We start from the raw sequence: 22,098 nt of genomic DNA on the forward strand, positions 1-22,098 counted from the left end.
GTGCAAAAATAAGAATAACCGACACTTACGTATCGGCTATTCTAAAAATATTGTTTGAAATGTATTACCAGATTTTAACTCTGTCTTCTGGTTTTAAATACATGTTATCTCCTTCTTTAATATCGAAAGCTTCATAAAAAGCATCTACATTTCTTAAAGGTACATAAGCTCTAAAGTTTCCTGGAGAGTGAGGGTCTGTTTTAATTTGATTTTTAATTGCTTCAGGACGTGCTTTAGTTCTCCAGATTGTTCCCCAAGAAAGGAAGAAACGTTGTTCTGGGGTAAATCCATCGATTTTCTCAGGACGACCATTTTTCTCTAAGAAAATTTGTAATCCTTCGTAAGCAGCGTTTACACCACCTAAATCACCAATATTTTCACCTAATGTGAAAGTTCCGTTTACATGAACATCATCAATAGCAACTAAATTATCGTACTGGCTAATTAAAGCTTTTCCTTCAGCAGCAAATTTTGCAGCATCTTCTTCAGACCACCAGTTGTTTAAGTTTCCATCTCCATCAAAACGAGCACCAGAATCGTCAAAACTATGAGAAATTTCGTGTCCAATTACAGCTCCAATACCACCATAATTAACAGCTTCATCTGCTTGATAGTTATAGAAAGGAGGTTGTAAAATAGCCGCAGGGAAAACAATCTCGTTGTTTACAGGATTAAAGTATGCATTTACAGTTTGTGGAGACATTCCCCACTCAGTTCTATCAACAGGTTTTCCTAAATCAGATATGTTTTTATCGTAGTTCCATTTAGCAACATTAATTGCATTTTCAAAATAACTACCTCCTTCTTTTACTCCTTTTACTTGTAAAGCAGAGTAATCTTTCCATTTATCAGGGTATGCAATTTTAACGGTTAATTTGCTTAATTTTTCTAAAGCTTTTTGCTTTGTAGAATCGCTCATCCATGTTAAACCTTTAATACGCTTTTCAAATCCTAAAAGCACATTATCAATCATTTCTCTAGCTTTTTGCTTCGCTTCAGGCGGGAATTTTTTATCTACATATAATTTTCCGATAGCTTCACCAATAGAACCGTTTACAGATGCTAAAGCTCTTTCATTACGAGGTCTTTGCTCTTTTGCTCCTCTTAAATCTCTACTGTAAAACTCCCAGTTAGCAGTTTCTAAATCTGTAGATAATAACCCAGCAGCACCATTAATAGCATTCCAACGTAAAAGTGTTTTCATATCTTCTACAGGGCGCTCTGTGAAAATATCATTAAATGCTTTAAAGTAGTTTGGATCTGTAACGATGATTTTATCTAAACTTTCTACGCCAATTCCTTTTAAATGCGCATTCCAGTCGATAGCAGGAGCTAAAGATTGTAATTCCTCAATAGACATTGGATTGTACATTTTTCTTGTATCACGTCTGTCTTCTTTTGTCATCATAGGTTTTGCTAAGCTACTTTCAAGAGAAACTACAGTAGCAGCATTCTTAGTTGCAGTAGCTTCATCTTCTCCTAGTTTTTGGAACATTTTAGCTACAAAAGCTTCGTATTTTTTTAACTTTTCTTTTGTGTCTTCGTCTTCATCAACATAATAATCTCTAGATAATCCTAAACCTTCAGCACCTAAATAACCAGCATTTATTTTACTATCTTTTAAATCATTAAAAACGCCAAAACCATAAAAAGCACCACCACCGTAAGGAGCCATATTGGTAATATAATCCTCTACATCTTTTTTAGTTTTGATTTCATCAATCTTAGCTAAAAAAGGTTTTAATGGTTCAACACCTTGTTGATTACGTGTAACAGTATCCATAATACTTTCGTAGTAGTTTACTGCTTTTTGTTGGTCGCTATCAATTTCGTTTCCTTGAGTATCTTTAATTTTTGGAAAATTACCTTGCTCAATAGCTTCATTTAAAATAGCTAATACGTCTGCATCGGTTTTTTTACGTAGTTCTCCAAATCCTCCCCAACTTGTCCTGTCAGCAGGGATTTCGGTTTTATCTAACCAGCTTCCGTTTACATATCTAAAGAAATCATCTGAAGGTTTTACAGATGTATCCATGTTTTCTAAAACAATTCCAGGGATTTTTTCCGCGGTTTCTGCTTTTTCTGTTTTACAGGCCATCATTCCAATTGAGGCTACAGCACTATAAACCAGCGCTTTTCTAAGTGTGATCATGTTGAATTAATTTATTAAGGCTTAATTTTTTCAGTTTTAGGATTTGGTAAATTTTCAAACCCCATGTTATATAAAGTAAATCCGAAAATATCGGCATATTGTTCTATGGTTTTAGCAACAGGCGTACCTGCTCCGTGACCAGCATTTGTTTCAATTCTAATTAATACAGGATTATTTCCTTGTTGTTTATCTTGTAGTTCGGCAGCAAATTTAAAACTGTGTGCAGGAACCACACGATCATCATGATCTCCTGTAGTTACCATTGTAGCAGGATATTCTACTCCTTTTTTAACATTGTGTACAGGAGAATATCCTTTTAAATATTCGAACATTTCTTTGTTATCCTCAGCGGTACCATAATCATAAGCCCAACCTGCACCAGCAGTAAAAGTATGATAGCGTAACATGTCTAAAACCCCCACAGCAGGTAATGCTACTTTCATTAAATCTGGACGCTGTGTCATTGTTGCACCAACTAATAATCCACCATTAGATCCACCACGGATTGCTAAAAAGTCAGAAGAAGTATACTTGTTATTGATTAAATATTCTGCTGCAGCAATGAAATCATCAAATACATTTTGCTTTTGCATTTTTGTTCCTGCAACGTGCCATTTTTTACCGTACTCACCACCACCACGTAAGTTAGGAACAGCATAAACACCACCTTGTTCCATCCAAACAGCGTTAGCAATACTAAAATTCGGAGTTAAACTAATATTAAACCCACCATAACCATATAATATTGTTGGGTTTTTACCATTTAACTCTAATCCTTTTCTGTAAGTAATAATCATTGGAACTTTTGTTCCATCTTTTGAATTATAAAATACTTGTTTACTTTCATAGTCATCAGCATTGAAAGAAATATTAGGTTTCCAATATAATTTATAAGTACCTTCTTTTGGGTTGAAAATATATGAAGAACTTGGAGTGTTGTAATTGGTAAAAGAAAAATACAATTCTTCAGCTTCTTTTTTACCACCAAAACCACTAACAGATCCAACACCAGGCAAATCAATTTCTCTAATTAAGTTTCCATCATAGTCATATTGAAAAACTTTAGAAACCGCATCAACCATGTATTCAGCAAAGAAATATCCGGCACCTTTAGAAGGACTTAACACATTTTCAGTCTCAGGAATAAAATCTTTCCAGTTTTCTGGAGTAGGGTTTGAAGCATCAACAGTTACAATTTTTTGATTAGGCGCATTTAAGTTGGTTACTAAGTACAACTTTGTGCCCTTGTTGTCGGCAACATAAGTATCACTATCAAAATTACCAACAACAGTTACAAAAGAGCTGTTAGGTTGTGATAGGTCTTTAATAAATAATTTATTACCTGAAGTTGAGGTTGAAGCTGTTACTACTAAATACCTATCATCATCAGTTAAATAACCACCTACATATCGATGTTTCTCTTCAGGAGTTGCGCCAAAAATTACCTCATCTGTTTTTTGTGATGTTCCTAGTTTGTGGTAATATAATTTATGTTGATCTGTTTTTGCTGAAAGCTCACTTCCTTTAGGTTTATCGTAACTAGAGTAGTAAAAACCTTCGTTTCCTTTCCAAGAAATTCCTGAAAACTTAACATCTACTAAAGTGTCTTCTTTGATTTCTTTAGACTCAACATCCATGACAATTATTTTTCTCCAATCGCTTCCTCCTTCAGAAATTGCATAAGCAACAGTTTTACCATCTTTAGAAAAACTAACACTACTCATTGAGGTAGTTCCATCCTCAGCAAATGTATTCGGATCTAAGAAAACTTCTTCTTCTTTTTCTTTACCCTTTCTATATAAAACATAATGATTTTGCAATCCGTTATTTTTGTAGAAATAAGTATAATCACCTTCTTCAAAAGGAACTCCGACTTTTTCATAATTCCAAAGCTCCGATAATCTTTCTTTTAATTGAGCTCGATAAGGAATTTTATCTAGATAATTAAAAGTAACTTCATTTTCGGCTTTTACCCAATTTTCAGTTTCTTTGCTTCTATCATCTTCTAACCATCTATAATTATCGGTTACTTCAGTATCAAAATAGTTGTCTACAACAGGTTGTTTTGTTGTTTCTGGATAGTTCAATTCAATATTATTTTTAGGAGATTCGTTTTTACATGCCGCAAAAAGCAGTATTGTAAATGCAGATAAGATTAATTTTTTCATAATTGTTTGTGTTAATCTTTTCAAAATTAGATTAAAAAAACAGAGAAATGTTACAATTTAAGATGATTTTAACATAAAACAATAGATTTGTAATGTTGTATAAATTCAACGTCTAATAAACTAAAAACATAATAAACCAATGACAGAATTATTAACGAAAAGCGACTTTCTAGAAAAAATATTTGATTATGAAAATAATAAGGAATGGAACTTCAAAAGTGATGTACCAGTTCTGATAGATTTTTATGCAGATTGGTGTGGGCCATGTAAAATGTTAGCTCCGGTGCTAGATCAGTTGAGTGAAGAATATAAGGGAAAGGTTAAAATATACAAGGTAGATACAGAAGCAGAACAAGAACTTTCGGCTGTATTTGGAATTAGAAGTATACCTTCTATGTTATTTTGTCCAGTAGGAGAAGATCCACAAATGGCACATGGAGCACTACCAAAAAGTCAAATAGAACAGATCATAGCAGACGTGTTGAAAGTGGCTAAATAAGCCTAATTGGTGTAGAATTAATAATAAAATAAGCAAATAGATGCGGTTTATTTAATAATTGTTTACCAAACACACAAAAAACCAAACCATTTATACAAAATGTAGTTGAGGTATTTTAAGATGTATATATATTTGCCGCGTACTTTTATGTATTCAACATTTACACAATCATAAATCGTAATATTGGGGATTATTCGAATTATGGAATCAAAAACGACGTTACTCAGACGTCGTTTTTCTTTTTTAAGAATATTGTTTTTGTATTCTTTTTTCACCCTCTTTTCTTGCTTTCTAGAATCCTAGTAAAATTCACTAGTAGAGAAAAATTAGTGTATTTAAGTTATTGAAAAACAAATAAATAAAGTCTTTTGTTTTTTGTGTTAAAATTTCACGGTTTTTATGTTTTTGTTAAAAACTTCAAGGAGTTTGTGGAAAAGTAAACCTTTATTTTAGACATAAAATTTCCAATCTTTGTACTTCCCCCATAAGAGAAAAAAAAACACGAAATTTAAATTATCAGAATGGCTACTATAGAACCTATTTTACAAGAAAACAAGGACAGATTTGTTATTTTTCCAATTCAACATGATGACTTATGGGAATGGTATAAAAAACAACAAGCATGTTTTTGGACAGCTGAGGAAATAGATTTACACCAAGACTTAGATGATTGGAATAATAAGCTTTCTGATGATGAGCGATATTTCATCAAACATATATTAGCATTTTTTGCTGCTTCTGATGGAATTGTTAATGAAAATTTAGCTGAGAACTTTGTAAATGAAGTTCAATATAGTGAGGCAAAATTCTTTTATGGTTTCCAAATCATGATGGAAAACATTCACTCTGAAACGTATTCGTTATTAATTGATACATATATTAAAAATGACGAAGAGAAGAATAAGCTTTTTAAAGCAATAGAGGTTTTTCCTGCAATTAAGAAGAAAGCAGATTGGGCTTTAAAATGGATTGAATCTGATTCATTTGCAGAACGATTAATTGCGTTTGCAGCAGTAGAAGGAATTTTCTTCTCAGGATCTTTTTGTTCTATTTTCTGGTTAAAGAAGAGAGGTTTATTACCAGGATTAACATTCTCTAATGAGTTAATTTCTAGAGATGAAGGAATGCACTGTGATTTTGCTGTACACTTACACAATAATCACCTAATAAATAAAGTTTCTAAAGAAAGGATTAAAGAAATTATTATTTCTGCTTTAGATATTGAGCGCGAGTTTATTACCGAATCATTACCAGTTAGTTTAATTGGTATGAACGCAAAACTAATGACGCAATATTTAGAGTTTGTAACAGATAGATTGTTATTAGAATTTGGTTGTGAAAAAGAATACAACGCTACGAATCCTTTTGATTTTATGGAAATGATTTCTTTAGAAGGAAAAACTAATTTCTTCGAAAAGAGAGTTTCTGAGTATCAAAAGGCAGGAGTTAAATCTGGGGGAACAGGTTCTATCAGTTTTGATGCTGATTTTTAAGGCCTATTAAACATATAAAATAATCAACTAAAATAATTAAAATCTTGAGGGAGTTTTTCCCTTAGGGCTAACCTATATAAAACCAAAATTCATATGTATGTAGTAAAAAGAGATGGGAGACAAGAACCTGTGATGTTCGATAAGATCACAGAGAGAGTTAAAAAGATGTGTTACGGATTAAACGATATAGTTGATCCAGTTAAAGTTGCAATGCGTGTTATTGAAGGATTGTATGATGGAGTAACTACTTCAGAACTAGATAATTTAGCTGCTGAGGTTGCTGCAACAATGACAACTGCACATCCTGACTATGCTAAGTTAGCAGCAAGAATTGCCGTTTCCAACTTACATAAAAACACGAAGAAGTCGTTCACAGAAACAATGACTGATTTGTATGAATACGTAAATCCACGTACTGGAAAAAAAGCACCATTACTTGCAGATGATGTTTATGAAATCATCATGGAGAATGCTGAAAAGTTAGATTCTACTATTATATACAGTAGAGATTTTAATTATGATTATTTTGGTTTTAAAACTTTAGAGCGTTCTTATTTGTTGAAAATTAATGGTCAAATTGCTGAAAGACCTCAACAAATGTTAATGCGTGTTGCTATAGGTATTCACAAAGAAGATATTGACGAAGCAGTTGCTACATATGAATTAATGAGTAAGAAATACTTTACTCATGCTACACCAACTTTATTTAATGCAGGTACCCCAAAGCCTCAAATGTCGTCATGTTTCTTATTACAAATGCAAGATGATAGTATTGATGGAATCTATAATACATTAAAACAAACAGCTAAAATCTCTCAATCAGCAGGAGGAATCGGTTTATCTATTCATAATATCCGCGCTACAGGAAGTTATATAGCAGGAACCAATGGAACCTCTAACGGAATTGTTCCTATGTTACGTGTATTTAATGATACTGCTCGTTATGTAGATCAAGGAGGAGGAAAACGTAAAGGTTCTTTTGCAATGTATTTAGAGCCTTGGCATGCAGATATTTTTGATTTTCTTGATTTAAAGAAAAACCACGGTAAAGAAGAAATGCGCGCACGTGATTTATTCTATGCAATGTGGATTTCTGATTTATTCATGAAACGTGTTCAAGAAGATGGAAATTGGACATTAATGTGTCCTCACGAGTGTCCTCATTTATACGACACGTATGGTGAAGAATTTGAGCGTTTATACACAAGTTATGAGCAAGCTGGTAAAGGTAGAAAAACGATCAAGGCTCGTGATTTATGGGAGAAAATCTTAGAATCTCAAATTGAAACAGGTACTCCGTACATGTTATATAAAGATGCTGCAAACCGTAAATCAAACCAAAAGAATTTAGGAACTATTCGTTCTTCAAATTTATGTACTGAGATTATGGAGTACACAGCAGATGATGAAGTTGCAGTTTGTAACTTAGCGTCTATTGCTATTCCAATGTTTGTTTCAGAAGATAAAAGCGGAAATAAATTTTTCGATCACCAAAAGTTATTTAAGGTAACAAAGAAGGTTATCAGAAACTTAGACACTGTAATTGATAGAAATTACTATCCTGTTAAAGAGGCTGAAAACTCTAACATGCGTCACCGTCCAGTTGGATTAGGAATTCAAGGATTAGCGGATGCTTTTATCATGTTACGTTTACCTTTTACTAGTGAAGAGGCTAAGAAGTTAAATCAAGAGATTTTCGAAACATTATATTTCGCATCTGTAACTTCTTCTATGGAAATGGCAAAAGCAAAAGGAACGTATTCAACATATGAAGGTTCGCCAATGTCACAAGGAGAATTCCAACACAATATGTGGGGAATTAAAGATGATGAGTTAAGCGGACGTTGGGATTGGGATGCGTTACGTAAAGAAGTGATGAAGCATGGAGTTAGAAATTCATTATTAGTAGCACCAATGCCAACTGCTTCTACATCTCAAATTTTAGGAAACAACGAAGCGTTTGAGCCATATACATCTAACATCTATACGCGTAGAGTATTATCGGGTGAGTTTATCGTTGTAAACAAGCACTTATTAGAAGACTTAGTTGAGTTAGGTTTATGGAATAACGATATGAAAGAAGATATTATGCGTGCAAACGGATCTATCCAACATATCGATGTTATTCCTCAAGATTTAAAAGAGTTATACAAAACAGTTTGGGAAATGAGTATGAAAGATATTATCGATATGGCACGCCATAGAGGATATTTTATCGACCAATCTCAATCGTTAAACTTATTTATGAAAGATCCTGATTTTGCGAAATTAACGTCCATGCACTTCTATGCATGGAAGAGTGGTTTAAAAACAGGAATGTATTACTTACGTACAAAATCTGCTGTAAATGCAATTCAGTTTACATTATCAAAAGATACAAAAGAAGAAGACAAACCAATGAGCCCAGAAGAATTTAAGGCAATGGTTGAAGCTTCTAAAAATTCAGGACCAGATGACTGTTTAATGTGTGGTTCTTAATTAGAGTTAAATTAAAAGGGAAGAAAAGAGAGGTCGAAAGGCTTCTCTTTTTTGTTTATACTTTGTTAAATATGGCGAATAAAATCGTTTAGATTAACTATCTAAATAAATAACGCATTACTAAAATAAAAATACCAACAATACTAGCTAAAGAAGAGGTAATCAATGAAATAAGTACCGTATTATCTAACTTAAAATTAATTGCTTCAGAAAATCCAGCTCCAATAATAATTAGAATAATAAATCCCGTAAAACTACTCAAAAAGATAAACGTTCTGTAGGCATATTTTTTGCGTTCTTCTCTGTCTTGAATTCTATCTGAAATTTCCTGTTGAGTAAGATTAATGTTTAAATCAATCTCATTCGCATCTATATCAGAATCACCAGACTTTTTAAGTAAATCGTCTAAATCTGAATTAAGCACTTTGTAAGTATTGTTTTAAGCTAGTTATAAACTTATCGTAGTATTTTTTGATAACTCTATTATCGATAACACTATTTTTACCTTGAGTATAAGCTAAACTCCATGGAGTTCCTGGCCTGTGAGTAGAAACAACCAAATCTTCGGCAGAGCTATCTTTGTATAAGTTCCAAGTTAATTGAACAATTTTTTTATCATCATCAGAAGTTAATTCTGGTTCAGAAGAATGTGCCCAATTACTATCTAGAGTTACAGATTTAGCAGTGATAGGGTCAGATTTAAAATGTTTGAATTCATGATAAATACTAGGCACAACAGGACCGTATTTCCAGGCTTCAATTTTATCATCTTCAAAAAGGGGTCTTTCTAACAAAGCCAAAGAAAGCCCCTGAGCAATGTACATAAGTTTAGCTAACTTCATGTTAGTAATTTCTGCACTTTGTTCGTTTGAAAGTTTTATTAACTCGTTAGCTACTGAACTTGCTGTCCCCATACGTTCATTAATCTTGTTATACAAAATATAGACAATTTTTTTAGTTTCTCAATTTCATTAGTACAAAACTACTATTTTAACATTAAAAATCAAATAGTTAAAATAGCAATTAACACTATAAAGTTAGTGCTTTATTCTTTTAAAACATAAGACAATAAATAAAAAGATTAAATAACTTTGCTCTTTATTGATTTTAAGTACAAAATTAGAGAATGAACTGGGAACAACTGCTTTCATTAAAGAGATTTGGAGATACACAAAAAAGAACTAGAGCAACACAAGACGAAACACGATTAGGATTTGAGGTTGATTTTGACCGTATAATTTTTTCATCAGCGTTTAGAAGTCTACAAGATAAAACTCAGGTCATTCCATTGTCAAAAACTGATTTTGTACACACACGTTTAACACATAGTTTAGAAGTATCTGTTGTTGGAAGAACCTTAGGAAGAAGAGTCGGTAAAGTGCTTTTAGACCGTCATCCAGAGCTAAAAAACTTAGGATATACCTTTAATGATTTTGGAGCAATTGTAGCAGCAGCATGTTTAATGCATGATATAGGTAATCCACCTTTTGGACATTCCGGAGAAAAAGCTATTGGAGAGTATTTTAAAACAGGAAGAGGTGTTAAGTATAAAGAGCAACTTACTGATAAACAGTATCAGGATTTAGTAGATTTTGAAGGAAACGCTAACGGTTTAAAAATCGTTACCGAAAGTAAAGAAGGAACACCTGGAGGTTTACGTTTATCATATGCTACTTTAGGAGCCTTTATAAAATACCCTAAAGAGAGCTTACCTAAAAAACCGACAGCGCATATTTCTGATAAGAAGTACGGTTTTTTTCAATCTGAAAAAGAAACGTTTCTGGATGTTGTGGAAGACTTAGGAATGATTCAAAAGGAATCGGATAGTATTGCTTATTTCCGACATCCGTTAGCGTATTTAGTAGAAGCAGCAGACGATATTTGTTATACAATTATTGATTTTGAAGATGGTATTAATCTTGGTCTAATAGATGAAGAATATGCGTTGGAGTATATGATTAAATTAGTAAAAGATACTATTGACATCAAAAAATATCATTCACTAAAACATAAAAAAGATAGAATAAGTTATTTAAGAGCATTGGCAATTGGGGTACTAATTAACGAGGCTGTAGAAATTTTCATAGCTAATGAAGAAGATATTTTAAAAGGAAGATTTAACAAATCGTTGTTAGATAAGTGTAAGTACGAAGCTCAAATGAACGACATCATTAAAATAAGTATTGAAAAAATATATCGAAGCAATGATGTGATTGAAAAAGAAGTGGCTGGATATAAAATTATCGCTGATTTATTAGATGTGTTTGTTACTGCTTTGAATAACAAGTTTTATGGAAATCAATCAAATTTTGATAGATTGGTTTTAAACTTATTACCAGAAGAATATAGAACATTAAAAGAAGATCTATACGAAAGAATTTTACAAACATGTAGCTATGTAGCAAGTCTTTCAGATGGTTATGCAATTCGTTTACACAAGAAGATTTCGGGAAATGTTATTTAAAAAATTATGTACGCTCTTGCGCTAATTTTTCCAATTCCATATACCAGTTTTCACCAAACTTTCGTATCAACGCTTCTTTTACAAATTTGTAAACAGGCACCTGTAATTCTGCACCTAACGTACAAGCATCATCACAAATATCCCATTTGTGATAATTTACAGCAGAAAACTCAGAATAGTCTTTAACTCTCACAGGATATAAGTGACAAGAGACTGGTTTTTTCCAGTCTACAATTCCTTTATTATAAGCTTCTTCAATAGCACAAAGCGCAGTTCCTTTTTCATTAAAGATAACATAAGCACATTCAGCGTGGTTTACTAAAGGAGTTTCTAGTTCACCAAAATCACTTGTAATCCAAGTACCATTGGCTTCTATAGATTTAATTCCTTCTTCTCTTAAAAAAGGCTTTATTTTAGGATATATTTCTTCTAAAATTTTGGTTTCCTCTTTTTCTAAAGGAGCACCAGCTTCTCCTTCTACACAACAAATTCCTTTGCATGCAGATAAATTACACACAAACTCTTTTTCGATGATATCTTCTGAAACGATTGTTTTTCCTAATTGAAACATGATGCAAAAATAAAGTTATTTTTATTACATTTAGTTTAATTAACTATACTTTTGCTAAGTATTAATTCAAAAATTAACTAGAGATGAATCTTAATTTTAATGAAATATTCACTGCTTTTATGGTGCTTTTTGCAGTAATTGATATTGTGGGAAATATTCCTATTGTTATTGACTTACGAAATAAAGTTGGTCATATTCAATCAGAAAAAGCTTCAGTTATTGCTGGTTTTATTATGATTTTGTTTCTCTTTGTTGGTCAGCGTTTATTAAACATTATTGGAATTGACGTAAACTCTTTCGCAGTTGCAGGTTCTTTTATTCTCTTTTTTATTGCACTCGAAATGATTTTAGGAATTACGTTGTATAAAGAAGACGAAGATCAAGCATTAAACGCTACTGTTTTCCCTTTAGCTTTTCCTTTAATTGCTGGTCCAGGTAGTTTAACAACGTTGTTATCATTAAGAGCTGAGTTTGATTTGATGAATATTATTATAGCAGTTCTTTTAAATGTTATAGTAATATATATTGTTTTAAAAACATCATCAAAAATCGAAAAGATGATTGGAAAAAACGGAATTGCTATCATTAGAAAAGTTTTTGGAGTAGTACTTCTTGCAATTGCTGTTAAATTATTTGCTGCAAATATTAAAATGTTATTAGCGTAATGGTATTTGATACATTGATTGTTGGGGGAGGTGTTGCAGGTATGCAATGTGCTTTGGTATTAGGTTCTGCAAAAGACAAACCCTATGCTCAAGATAAAACTGTTGGAATCATTATGCATCAAAGAGCTTCGCATTTACAAGATGCATTGTTCAATAATGTACTTGGTTTACCGGCAGGAACTTTAGGTAAAGATATTTTATCTGAAGGAAAACAGCAGTTAACAGATGTATATTCGCATGTACATCAAATTGATAATGAAAAAGTAACAGCTGTTCTAGATGATGAATTAGGATATAAGGTGATAACCAACAAAAATGAATACACAACAAAAAATGTTGTTATTGCACTTAACTACTCAAAACCGTTTACTATTGCTGGATTAGAACAATATATAGAAAGACATTCGAGAGCAAATCCAATGAAAGATAGGATACAGCTTCGTAATTTTAATCATTTGATTAAAGAAGGCTTGTATTGTTGTGGAACAATTGCTGGATGGAGAAGTCAATTTGCTATTGCTGCAGGAAGTGGCGCAAGTGTAGCAACTGATATACTAACATTGTGGAACGATAATATATCAACTAAAGTACACGATAAAGTAAAAGCTGAGTAAATTTACTCAGCTTTTGTATTTTGGTTAGACAAAACCACTTCATTCCCCCGAAAAAAAGGTTTACTAAACCGGTCCAAAAGTACTATAGTTTACAGCCGACTTATTTTGCAAATACCATAAACGCTAACATTAGAGAATAAGCGATATAAACTGGGGAATAAACGAAAAAAAACCATCATAATCTATGATGGTTTTTCAATATATATTTGTTAAGTGTAAACTATTAAGCTCTAACTAATTTTAAAGGCATTTTGTAAACTTTTCCTTTAACGATAAACTTGTTAGTAATTGAACGATAGTTTAATTTATTCTTTACAAATGTTTCTACATCTGAATTTTCAGTGTTAACAGTTAATACGATAACTTCACCTTTACTGTTAATCATAAATTCAACTTCAGCTGTTAACTCTTGATTAAATTGAAAATTAGCCTTTCCTAATAATTTAATAATTTCAGTTCTGATCTCAGACTTAACTACTTCAGCTGGTCTTGAGTTGTTAGCAAATATTGTAGTGCTTACTGTGATTGCTAATAATAAAAATAACTTTTTCATCTTAATGGTATTTTATTGTTTTGGGTTTGTTTTTTTGTTTATTAATTACATGCCAAAAGTACCACCAACTACCTTATTATTGACTATTAAAAATGTTAATAAATCGTCTCATTTTTGATGTTTTTTGTTAAAGTTCTCTAAAAGTTTACAATTCATAAACATTGAATTTTTATCAATAAAAACACGTTTATATTAATAATAAAATACTAAAAATAACCACAAAAGCCTTTTTAATATCATATGTTCAATATAAAAAATGTGAAAAATTCAAAAAATGCAGTTAATATAAGGTTAGAATTGCCAAAAAAATGGACGTCAGATTTTGGTTTTAATGAAGAAATTATTGATTGTTTTTGGGATTGAATTTTTTGATAAATTCCTGTTTAAAAGTTCTCCCAATGGGAATCTTATTTATACCTATATATATATCATTTCCGGCGAGCTTATCAATCTGATGTACATTAATGATATACGATTTATGAACCTGAATGAAGTTTTCTGTTAGTTTGGTACTCCAATTTTTTAAGGAGTCTATAAAAACATATTTTTTGTGCTTGGTAACAAACGTTAAGTAATTACGATCAGACTCAATATAAAGTACGTCATCTAAATTTACTTTATGTAATGTTTTATCAATATTCAAAAAAATATTGTTTGAGCTTTTCGCTTGTGTAATACTTATTGCTTTTTCAACTTTTTGAATAGCTTTCAAAAATCGATCAAAAGAAAAAGGTTTTACCAAATAATCTACAATGGTATCAAGTTCAAAACTCTCAACGGCAAATTTTGGATAAGCTGTAGTTATAATAACTTGTGGAGGATTCTTTACCGTTTTAATAAAATCAATTCCTAAGATATCTGGAAGATTAATATCTAAGAAAATAAAATCCACAGTATGTTCATTTAAATACTCCTTCGCGTCATTAGCTGTTTGAAAAGTTCCAACTAATTGTAGGGTTGGAACTTTACTAATGAATATCTTCAAAAGATTTTGTGCTGGTATTTCATCTTCAAGTATGATACAATTCATTAGATTAAATTTAAACGTAATGTCACAGTAAAAGTATTCTTTTCAAGAACATTCAATAGATAGTTATCATAATATAAAAGTTCTAACCTCTTTTTCAAATTTGAAAGACCGATAGACTCATAATCGTTTTCTTTACTTGTGGATGAAATTTCATTTTGAATAAAACATTCTAAAACATCTCCAGAAACACTAATCTTAATTTTTATCTTACTATTAGGTGGACTATGTTTAAATGCGTTTTCAATAATGGTAATTAATAAAAGCGGCGCAATTTTATGCTCAAATGAATCTATAGAAGTATCATATAAAACTTCTTTTATTCCTTGAGTTCTTATTTTCTGAAAGTCAATATAATTATCAATGTACTGTATTTCCTTTTCTAACGATATGTAATCTTCTGTACTTTCATATAATACATGCTTAAGATTATCTGAAAGTTTTAAAATTAGATCAGGAGTTTGCTCAGGTTTTTCAATAGAATACGAATAAACAGTATTTAAATTATTAAACAATACATGTGGATTAATTTGAGATTTAAGAAATTTCAATTCTAATTCTGAGCGTTCTTTAAGAGCGTTTTCGATTTCTTCTTCTCGTTCTAAATACTTAAAAAGCATCCATATAAATGAGAAAAAAATCAAAGGAACAATAGTTTGCCATAAATAATCGCTCAAACATTTCATAAAAGAGCAGCCACATTTTGTAAATACATTACAATATAACTGAGTAGCCAAAAATGAAATTAAAATGAATAGTACAGCATATAAAACATATTGCCTACGTTTTACAAAAAAAGGTAGAATGATAAAGTTATTAGTGTAAACAATAATCACTAAAATAGAAAGGTATTGTAAAAAAGGATTTTCAGACCAATAATATTCCGAAAAAACGAATAGCGATACAAACGTAAATAGTAACCAAAATAAAAGGTGTACTAAAATTTGTGAAATATGTTTTTTAATAAATTCCATTATAGCACATGAAAATACATAATTATTAGTTTTGGATACTAAAGCAAAGTACGAAATACCTAGATAAGCTTACCAACTACACAAGTAACTTCATAATAATCCATTGGTACTTTTTTCAAAGTAGCATGTAAAGATATTTTTTCCACCTACTATTTACAGTGTACTTTCGAATCATCAACTAATAATAAGATACTTATGATACGTTTTTTATTGATAATACTTTTATACTGTTTTAGTCCAATTTGTAATGCTCAAATTAACACCATTATTTCTGATGAAAATGGACAGAATATGCTATTAGGTAAGGTAACTAAAGAAGGGTTTAATAAGAAAGACTTTTCTTGGTTTGAGTATAACTATGATGAATACATAACGAATAATAAGATTAGTAAACTGTTAAAAGAGAAACTTAAAGAGTATAAGATAAAAGTATTCTTTGGTTCTTGGTGTGGAGATAGCAAACGAAACGTTCCTATATTTTATAAAGTTTTAGAAGAAGCAAAATTTCCGATGGAGAATTTAGAGGTTATTGCTGTAGATGTAAAAAAGGAAGCCTATAAACAATCGCCAAATGGAGAAGAAAAAGGATTAAATATTCATCGTGTTCCTACATTCATTCTTTATAAAGAAGGTAACGAAGTCAACAGAATTGTAGAATATCCAAAAGAAACCTTTGAACGTGATTTATTAAAAATAGTAAATACTGAAAAGTATACTCCGAAATATGCTGCAGTTACTTTTTTAGAGAAGCTTCTTCAGAACCCAATAGATAGTGTACAAAAAATGGAAGATCAATTAATTGCTTACCTACCAGAAATAACTGAAGGAGCAAAAGAATTGAATACGTATGGTTTTGTAAAATTAAGAGCAAAAGAGTTCGATAAAGCCGAATATATTTTCAAATTGAACACGAAGTTATATCCGAATAATTATGCTACCTATAGTAGCTTGGGAACACTGTATTACGAGCAAAAGAGATACAAAGAAGCTTTAGAACTATTATACAAGTCACTCAGTTTAAATTCTAAGAATAAAAAAGCTAAAGAACTAATTGAAGAAATACATAAGAGTTTATAATTTAAAATTAAAGGATATGAAATCACAAGTTACATTACTAGTATTATTATTTGTAGGAGTATTAACAAGTTATGCTCAAGAATTCAAATTTGAGCAAGAAACAATCAATTATGGAAAAGTGGAACAGAGTTCTGATGGAGTCCGTGTCTTTGAATTTACAAACATTGGAGATGCGCCATTACTAATCAAAGACATTAAATCTTCATGTGGTTGTGCAGTTCCTCAAAAACCTGAAAAACCAATTATGCCTGGAGAAAAAGGACAAATTTCTGTGTCGTATGATACTAAAAGATTAGGAGCCTTTTCAAAAGCCATCACCATTTTTTCAAACGCGAAAAGAGAAAGAATGAGTATAAAAATTAAGGGGTATGTTACAAGTAAATCACAAAAAGGAAAAGTGTAAGTGTATTTACGATAATCAAAAAAGCTCGGATTATTCCGAGCTTTTTTAATGTATATAGCATAAGTTTTTATCCTTTTAAACTTGCTTTTAAGAATTCAGTATTCATACGAGCAATGTTCTCTAATGAAATTCCTTTAGGACATTCAACCTCACATGCACCTGTGTTAGTACAGTTACCAAATCCTTCATCATCCATTTGCTTTACCATGTTTAATACACGATCTGTAGCTTCTACTTGTCCTTGTGGTAATAAGGCAAATTGAGAAACTTTAGCAGAAACGTATAACATTGCAGATGAATTCTTACAAGTTGCAACACAAGCTCCACATCCAATACAAGTAGCTGCATCAAATGCTTTGTCTGCATTTTCCTTATTAATAGGAATAGCATTTGCATCTTGTGTATTACCAGAAGTGTTAACAGAGATAAATCCTCCTGCATGTTGAATTCTATCAAAAGCAGATCTATCTACTACTAAATCTTTAATTACAGGGAATGCTTTCGCTCTGAATGGCTCGATGTAAATCGTATCACCATCTTTAAACTTACGCATGTGTAATTGACAAGTAGTTACACCTCTGTCTGGTCCGTGTGCTTCACCATTAATATATAAAGAACACATTCCGCATATACCTTCACGACAATCATGATCGAAAGCTACAGGCTCATCACCACTTTCAATTAATTGTGTGTTTAAAACATCTAACATTTCAAGGAAAGACATATCTGGCGATACATCACTGATCTTATAATCAACCATTTTTCCTTTATCGCTTGCGTTCTTTTGACGCCAAATTTTTAACGTTAAATTCATAATTCTTTCCTTATTTATATGAACGTTCTTTTACTTCGATATTTTCATAAACCAAATCTTCTTTATGCAATACAGCATCTTTTGGTTCACCTTTGTACTCCCACGCAGAAACATATTGGAATTCCTTTCTACGTTGTGCTTCACCCTCTTCAGTTTGATATTCTTCTCTAAAGTGACCTCCGGCAGATTCTTCTCTTTGTAATGCATCCTTAGCAAAAAGCTCTCCTAATTCTAAGAAGTCGGCAACACGACCAGCTTTTGCTAATTCTTCATTAAACTCATTAGCTTCACCAGGAACTCTAACATCTTTCCAGAATTCTGCACGTAAAGCAGAAATTTCTTCGATAGCTTCTCTCAATCCTTGTTCGTTACGAGCCATTCCACACTTGTTCCACATAATTTTTCCTAAACGTTTGTGGAAATAGTCAACAGATTTTGTTCCGTTGTTGTTAATTAGCTTATCAATAGAATCACGAACATTTTTCTCTGCCTCTACGAATTCAGGAGATTCTGTAGAAATTGGTCCTGTACGAATATCATCAGCTAAATAATCACCAATTGTATAAGGTAATACGAAATATCCATCTGCTAAACCTTGCATTAATGCAGAAGCTCCTAATCGGTTCGCTCCGTGATCAGAGAAGTTCGCTTCTCCAATTGCGTATAATCCAGGAACAGTAGTCATTAAGTTATAATCAACCCAAATTCCACCCATTGTATAGTGAACCGCAGGGTAAATCATCATTGGAGTTTCATATGGATTTTCATCCACAATCTTCTCATACATTTGGAATAAGTTTCCGTACTTATTCTTTACAACTTCCTGACCTAATTTTTTAACTAAAGCAGCATCGTTTACATCTAAACCTTTTACCGTTGCTTGCTCTTTTCCGTAACGTTGAATAGCTGAAGCAAAATCTAAATACACTGCTTCACCAGTTGCGTTTACTCCAAAACCAGCATCACAACGCTCTTTTGCTGCACGAGAAGCTACATCACGAGGTACTAAGTTACCAAATGCAGGGTAACGACGCTCTAAGTAGTAATCTCTATCTTCTTCAGCAATTTGTGTTGGTCTTAGTTTTCCTTCACGAATTGCTTTTACATCTTCCATTTTCTTTGGAACCCAAATACGACCATCGTTACGTAATGATTCAGACATTAACGTTAATTTCGATTGGTGGTCTCCAGATACTGGAATACATGTTGGGTGAATTTGTGTGTAACATGGATTTGCGAAGTAAGCTCCTTTTTTGTGAGCTTTCCAAGCAGCTGTTACGTTACTTCCCATTGCATTAGTAGATAAGAAGAATACGTTTCCGTAACCTCCAGTTCCTAATACAACAGCATGAGCAGAATGACGCTCAATTTCTCCAGTAACTAAGTTACGAGCAATAATACCACGAGCTTTCCCATCAACAATAACAACGTCTAACATTTCGTGACGGTTGTACATTTTGATTTTTCCACGACCGATTTGACGGTTCATTGCAGAATACGCTCCTAATAATAATTGCTGTCCTGTTTGTCCTTTTGCGTAGAAAGTTCTTGATACCAATACTCCACCAAAAGAACGGTTATCTAATAATCCACCATAATCACGTGCAAAAGGAACACCTTGAGCAACACATTGGTCGATAATATTTGCAGATACTTCAGCTAAACGATACACGTTAGCTTCACGAGAACGGTAATCTCCTCCTTTTACAGTATCATAGAATAATCTGTAGGTTGAGTCACCATCTCCTTGATAGTTTTTTGCAGCGTTAATTCCTCCTTGTGCAGCAATCGAGTGCGCACGACGTGGAGAATCTTGAAAACAAAACGCTTTTACGTTATATCCTAACTCAGCTAAAGTTGCAGCAGCAGAACCTCCTGCTAAACCAGTTCCAACAACAATAACATCGATTAAACGCTTGTTAGCTGGGTTAACTAAGTTGATTTTATTTTTATGATTAGTCCATTTGTCAGCAATTGGACCTTTTGGAATTTTTGAATCTAAAGTTGCCATATTGATAATGCTGTATTAATGGTGATTGAAATGGTGAAATAATGCAATGATGATGAATCCTAAAGGAAGACCAATTGCATAAATTTTACTAAAAGTTTTCAATCCTTTAGTGTATTTATTGTTAGCTCCTACCGATTGGAATGCAGAATTAAATCCGTGTAATAAGTGTAAGGCTAAGAAAACAAAACCTAAACAGTATAACGCTACTCTCCAAATTGGAACGAATTTTTCTTGTAATTCTTCGAAGTATCTGAAACCACTTTCTACATTACTAGGATCAATTAAACCAGACATGTCTCCTGCTACGTATTTCACATTCATTTCATGTACCCAAAAATCAATCATGTGAATGATTAAGAAGATTAAAATGAATAATCCACTGTAAATCATGTTTCTACTCATCCAAGTAGAGTTTGCACCTCCATTGTTTTTTGCGTATTTAACAGTACGTGCGCTGTTATTTTTTATTTCTAAAACAAATCCCATTGCAAAGTGAAATATTACCCCAAAAATTAAAACTGGTTGTAATAAATATTGAACAGCCCAAAAAGTACCCATAAAGTGAGATGCCTCGTTAAATGCATCTGGACTGAATACCGATAAGATGTTAATTGCAAAGTGTTGTAATAAGAAAACCATAAGAAAGAGTGCCGAAAGTGCCATGGCAAACTTCCTTCCGATAGAAGATTTAAGTAATCCGCTCATTATTTTGATTGTTGGTTATAAATAATTACAAGCAAAGTTAAGACCTAAGGCGAATTTCTACAAGTATTAAAGTTTGTTTTATTAAATATTTAGAATCGGTATAAATAAAACGATTTCGAAACGTATAAATTTGAATAGATTAGGTAGTTTTTTTGACTGTAATTAAATGATTTTTGTTAGCAATTTACTTTTTTACGACCAAATGATAAACTAACAAAACTATGGCTATTCAGGATATTAAAACGTATAATTTTCAAGATGTGTTTTCCTTGCAATTGGTGCAATTCGAAAAGGCTTGTGTGGTAAACAAACCTACACAGATTGATGATTATAAAATTTTTTGGATTAAAGATGGGGAAGGAACGTATAATATCGATTTTAAAAGTTATTCTTTTAACGGAAGTGTGTTGTTTTTTCTATCTCCAGGTCAGGTTTTTACGGTGGATTCCGAAAAAATCAAGGAGGCTTATCAATTAAGTTTTACCAGAGATTTTTACTGTATTCAAACACATGATGCCGAAATATCTTGTAATGGTTTACTATTTAATAATGTATACGAAACGCCTTTTGTAATTCCCACTCAAAGAGATATTCGTAAACTAGATTTTATACTTGAGAATTTAGTTGAAGAATTTAATGCAGAAGAAACAGCTCAGTATGAAATGCTACAATCGTTTTTAAAGCAGTTTATCATTTACTCAGTTCGAATAAAAAAGGAGCATTCAGAAATTAAAGAAGACACGGAAACTAAATTATTTAAAGATTTTAGTTTATTGGTTGAACAAAACTTTAAGAAACTACACAGTGTAACAGACTACGCAAATCGATTGGCAATTTCGCCAAAGTCATTAACCAAACACTTTCAAAAAATAGGTTCTGAAACGCCTAGTGATTTTATTAAAAACAGAATTATCACTGAAGCAAAAAGACAATTGCTGTATTCTTCGGAAGCCATAAAACAAATTGCGTTTGATTTAGGTTTTAACGATCCGGCTTATTTCTCTCGCTTTTTTACCAAAGGAACGGGATTTTCTCCTGCACAATTTAAAAAACAGTATAAAGGCTGAGTTTAATTGTAATTGGTTAACTAGTTTTTTATTACATTTCTAGTTTCAAAAATTTTTAACTGATGAAAAGTAACTTTAGAATGTTTTTAATGTTTTTATTGATAACGTCATTAATACTTGTATTTAACTATGCGGTTATTTTTATTTATCTAGCAAGTGCTGTTGTAATAACCTTAGGGATTACCTATATAAACGAAGAAAACTAAAATCTAATCTCCTATTCAACTATTTACCTGTTACCTCTTACTTATGGATACTATTTTTGAGATTATTTTTGAATTTTTACTTTGCACAAGAAGAGGTTGGATAGTTATTGTAATATTTATTTTACTATTGGTTATATATTTTAAATTTTCTTAAGCT

General features: G+C 31.8%; 20 protein-coding genes. 9 read left to right on the plus strand and 11 right to left on the minus strand.

Annotated elements, in window-relative coordinates; genetic code table 11:
* Nucleotides 1–64: 64 nt before the first annotated feature.
* Both EV195_RS00740 and EV195_RS00745 read right to left on the minus strand, forming a co-directional pair.
* Nucleotides 65–2,152: a M13 family metallopeptidase gene (locus EV195_RS00740; protein WP_132791511.1), complete on the minus strand. Its 2,088-nt coding sequence runs from the start codon at nt 2,150–2,152 to the stop codon at nt 65–67.
* 14 nt (nt 2,153–2,166) lie between these two features.
* On the minus strand, nt 2,167–4,320 hold the full coding sequence (locus tag EV195_RS00745) for a prolyl oligopeptidase family serine peptidase (RefSeq protein ID WP_132791514.1): 2,154 nt from the start codon (nt 4,318–4,320) through the stop codon (nt 2,167–2,169).
* A 139-nt stretch (nt 4,321–4,459) separates the two neighbouring features.
* Here EV195_RS00745 and trxA point away from each other — a divergent pair, with 139 nt between their 5' ends.
* The 3 genes from trxA to EV195_RS00760 all read left to right on the plus strand — a co-directional run bounded on the left by trxA (nt 4,460) and on the right by EV195_RS00760 (nt 8,790).
* Nucleotides 4,460–4,819: a thioredoxin gene (trxA, locus tag EV195_RS00750; protein ID WP_132791517.1), complete on the plus strand. Its 360-nt coding sequence runs from the start codon at nt 4,460–4,462 to the stop codon at nt 4,817–4,819.
* Nucleotides 4,820–5,340: 521 nt separating this feature from the next.
* Nucleotides 5,341–6,312 carry a ribonucleotide-diphosphate reductase subunit beta gene (locus EV195_RS00755; RefSeq protein WP_132791520.1) on the plus strand — a complete coding sequence of 324 codons (972 nt, stop codon included), beginning with the start codon at nt 5,341–5,343 and terminating at the stop codon, nt 6,310–6,312.
* 93 nt (nt 6,313–6,405) lie between these two features.
* Nucleotides 6,406–8,790 carry a ribonucleoside-diphosphate reductase subunit alpha gene (locus EV195_RS00760; protein WP_132791523.1) on the plus strand — a complete coding sequence of 795 codons (2,385 nt, stop codon included), beginning with the start codon at nt 6,406–6,408 and terminating at the stop codon, nt 8,788–8,790.
* Nucleotides 8,791–8,887: 97 nt separating this feature from the next.
* Here EV195_RS00760 and EV195_RS00765 read toward each other — a convergent pair whose 3' ends face one another.
* On the minus strand, nt 8,888–9,214 hold the full coding sequence (locus tag EV195_RS00765; RefSeq protein ID WP_132791526.1) for a hypothetical protein: 327 nt from the start codon (nt 9,212–9,214) through the stop codon (nt 8,888–8,890).
* Nucleotides 9,207–9,704 carry a Panacea domain-containing protein gene (locus tag EV195_RS00770; RefSeq protein WP_132791529.1) on the minus strand — a complete coding sequence of 166 codons (498 nt, stop codon included), beginning with the start codon at nt 9,702–9,704 and terminating at the stop codon, nt 9,207–9,209. Before EV195_RS00770 ends, EV195_RS00765 begins: the two co-directional genes overlap by 8 nt.
* A gap of 212 nt (nt 9,705–9,916) precedes the next feature.
* On the opposite strand from EV195_RS00770, the gene EV195_RS00775 reads away from it, so the two are divergent.
* Entirely contained in the window at nt 9,917–11,254 is a 1,338-nt protein-coding gene (locus EV195_RS00775) for a deoxyguanosinetriphosphate triphosphohydrolase (RefSeq protein ID WP_132791532.1), read from the plus strand.
* 4 nt (nt 11,255–11,258) lie between these two features.
* Here the strand turns inward: EV195_RS00775 and EV195_RS00780 are convergent, their stop codons facing one another.
* Nucleotides 11,259–11,825, minus strand: a complete 567-nt coding sequence (locus EV195_RS00780; protein WP_132791535.1) for a DUF3109 family protein — start codon at nt 11,823–11,825, stop codon at nt 11,259–11,261.
* Nucleotides 11,826–11,908: 83 nt separating this feature from the next.
* Between EV195_RS00780 and EV195_RS00785 the strand changes: the two genes are divergently transcribed.
* Complete coding sequence (locus EV195_RS00785; protein ID WP_132791538.1) at nt 11,909–12,490, plus strand: MarC family protein; 582 nt, start codon at nt 11,909–11,911, stop codon at nt 12,488–12,490.
* On the plus strand, nt 12,490–13,104 hold the full coding sequence (locus tag EV195_RS00790; protein WP_132791541.1) for an FAD-dependent oxidoreductase: 615 nt from the start codon (nt 12,490–12,492) through the stop codon (nt 13,102–13,104). Before EV195_RS00785 ends, EV195_RS00790 begins: the two co-directional genes overlap by 1 nt.
* A gap of 223 nt (nt 13,105–13,327) precedes the next feature.
* Here the strand turns inward: EV195_RS00790 and EV195_RS00795 are convergent, their stop codons facing one another.
* The 3 genes from EV195_RS00795 to EV195_RS00805 form a co-directional block, all read right to left on the minus strand.
* On the minus strand, nt 13,328–13,657 hold the full coding sequence (locus EV195_RS00795; RefSeq protein ID WP_132791544.1) for a hypothetical protein: 330 nt from the start codon (nt 13,655–13,657) through the stop codon (nt 13,328–13,330).
* 340 nt (nt 13,658–13,997) lie between these two features.
* Nucleotides 13,998–14,687, minus strand: coding sequence for a LytR/AlgR family response regulator transcription factor (locus tag EV195_RS00800; RefSeq protein WP_132791547.1), 690 nt, complete (start codon nt 14,685–14,687; stop codon nt 13,998–14,000).
* Nucleotides 14,687–15,370, minus strand: a complete 684-nt coding sequence (locus tag EV195_RS00805; RefSeq protein WP_243693040.1) for a sensor histidine kinase — start codon at nt 15,368–15,370, stop codon at nt 14,687–14,689. Before EV195_RS00805 ends, EV195_RS00800 begins: the two co-directional genes overlap by 1 nt.
* 483 nt (nt 15,371–15,853) lie before the next feature.
* Between EV195_RS00805 and EV195_RS00810 the strand changes: the two genes are divergently transcribed.
* Entirely contained in the window at nt 15,854–16,735 is an 882-nt protein-coding gene (locus EV195_RS00810; protein ID WP_132791553.1) for a thioredoxin family protein, read from the plus strand.
* A gap of 16 nt (nt 16,736–16,751) precedes the next feature.
* Nucleotides 16,752–17,138, plus strand: a complete 387-nt coding sequence (locus tag EV195_RS00815) for a DUF1573 domain-containing protein (protein WP_132791556.1) — start codon at nt 16,752–16,754, stop codon at nt 17,136–17,138.
* 67 nt (nt 17,139–17,205) lie between these two features.
* Here EV195_RS00815 and EV195_RS00820 read toward each other — a convergent pair whose 3' ends face one another.
* Genes EV195_RS00820 through EV195_RS00830 form a run of 3 tightly spaced genes read right to left on the minus strand, consistent with a single transcriptional unit; the run spans nt 17,206 to nt 20,668 of the window.
* On the minus strand, nt 17,206–17,952 hold the full coding sequence (locus tag EV195_RS00820) for a succinate dehydrogenase/fumarate reductase iron-sulfur subunit (RefSeq protein ID WP_132791559.1): 747 nt from the start codon (nt 17,950–17,952) through the stop codon (nt 17,206–17,208).
* Between the two features lie 10 nt (nt 17,953–17,962).
* Nucleotides 17,963–19,963, minus strand: coding sequence for a fumarate reductase/succinate dehydrogenase flavoprotein subunit (locus EV195_RS00825; RefSeq protein WP_132791562.1), 2,001 nt, complete (start codon nt 19,961–19,963; stop codon nt 17,963–17,965).
* Nucleotides 19,964–19,978: 15 nt separating this feature from the next.
* The gene (locus EV195_RS00830; protein ID WP_132791565.1) at nt 19,979–20,668 is read right to left on the minus strand and encodes a succinate dehydrogenase cytochrome b subunit; all 690 of its coding nucleotides are present in this window, start codon (nt 20,666–20,668) and stop codon (nt 19,979–19,981) included.
* Nucleotides 20,669–20,889: 221 nt separating this feature from the next.
* On the opposite strand from EV195_RS00830, the gene EV195_RS00835 reads away from it, so the two are divergent.
* A complete protein-coding gene (locus EV195_RS00835; RefSeq protein WP_132791568.1) occupies nt 20,890–21,735 on the plus strand; it encodes a helix-turn-helix domain-containing protein in 846 nt (281 codons plus the stop codon).
* Nucleotides 21,736–22,098: the final 363 nt, after the last annotated feature.

Source organism: Tenacibaculum skagerrakense (genome assembly GCF_004345825.1).
Lineage (GTDB): Bacteria > Bacteroidota > Bacteroidia > Flavobacteriales > Flavobacteriaceae > Polaribacter > Polaribacter skagerrakensis.

Excerpts from the sequence above, each read along its gene's own strand:
- EV195_RS00740 (WP_132791511.1), bottom strand. The coding sequence starts at position 2,152 with ATGATCACACTTAGAAAAGCGCTGGTTTATAGTGCTGTAGCCTCAATT.
- EV195_RS00745 (WP_132791514.1), bottom strand. The coding sequence starts at position 4,320 with ATGAAAAAATTAATCTTATCTGCATTTACAATACTGCTTTTTGCGGCA.
- trxA (WP_132791517.1), top strand. The coding sequence starts at position 4,460 with ATGACAGAATTATTAACGAAAAGCGACTTTCTAGAAAAAATATTTGAT.
- EV195_RS00755 (WP_132791520.1), top strand. The coding sequence starts at position 5,341 with ATGGCTACTATAGAACCTATTTTACAAGAAAACAAGGACAGATTTGTT.
- EV195_RS00760 (WP_132791523.1), top strand. The coding sequence starts at position 6,406 with ATGTATGTAGTAAAAAGAGATGGGAGACAAGAACCTGTGATGTTCGAT.
- EV195_RS00770 (WP_132791529.1), bottom strand. The coding sequence starts at position 9,704 with ATGGGGACAGCAAGTTCAGTAGCTAACGAGTTAATAAAACTTTCAAAC.
- EV195_RS00775 (WP_132791532.1), top strand. The coding sequence starts at position 9,917 with ATGAACTGGGAACAACTGCTTTCATTAAAGAGATTTGGAGATACACAA.
- EV195_RS00780 (WP_132791535.1), bottom strand. The coding sequence starts at position 11,825 with ATGTTTCAATTAGGAAAAACAATCGTTTCAGAAGATATCATCGAAAAA.
- EV195_RS00785 (WP_132791538.1), top strand. The coding sequence starts at position 11,909 with ATGAATCTTAATTTTAATGAAATATTCACTGCTTTTATGGTGCTTTTT.
- EV195_RS00790 (WP_132791541.1), top strand. The coding sequence starts at position 12,490 with ATGGTATTTGATACATTGATTGTTGGGGGAGGTGTTGCAGGTATGCAA.
- EV195_RS00795 (WP_132791544.1), bottom strand. The coding sequence starts at position 13,657 with ATGAAAAAGTTATTTTTATTATTAGCAATCACAGTAAGCACTACAATA.
- EV195_RS00800 (WP_132791547.1), bottom strand. The coding sequence starts at position 14,687 with ATGAATTGTATCATACTTGAAGATGAAATACCAGCACAAAATCTTTTG.
- EV195_RS00805 (WP_243693040.1), bottom strand. The coding sequence starts at position 15,370 with ATGAAATGTTTGAGCGATTATTTATGGCAAACTATTGTTCCTTTGATT.
- EV195_RS00810 (WP_132791553.1), top strand. The coding sequence starts at position 15,854 with ATGATACGTTTTTTATTGATAATACTTTTATACTGTTTTAGTCCAATT.
- EV195_RS00815 (WP_132791556.1), top strand. The coding sequence starts at position 16,752 with ATGAAATCACAAGTTACATTACTAGTATTATTATTTGTAGGAGTATTA.
- EV195_RS00820 (WP_132791559.1), bottom strand. The coding sequence starts at position 17,952 with ATGAATTTAACGTTAAAAATTTGGCGTCAAAAGAACGCAAGCGATAAA.
- EV195_RS00825 (WP_132791562.1), bottom strand. The coding sequence starts at position 19,963 with ATGGCAACTTTAGATTCAAAAATTCCAAAAGGTCCAATTGCTGACAAA.
- EV195_RS00830 (WP_132791565.1), bottom strand. The coding sequence starts at position 20,668 with ATGAGCGGATTACTTAAATCTTCTATCGGAAGGAAGTTTGCCATGGCA.
- EV195_RS00835 (WP_132791568.1), top strand. The coding sequence starts at position 20,890 with ATGGCTATTCAGGATATTAAAACGTATAATTTTCAAGATGTGTTTTCC.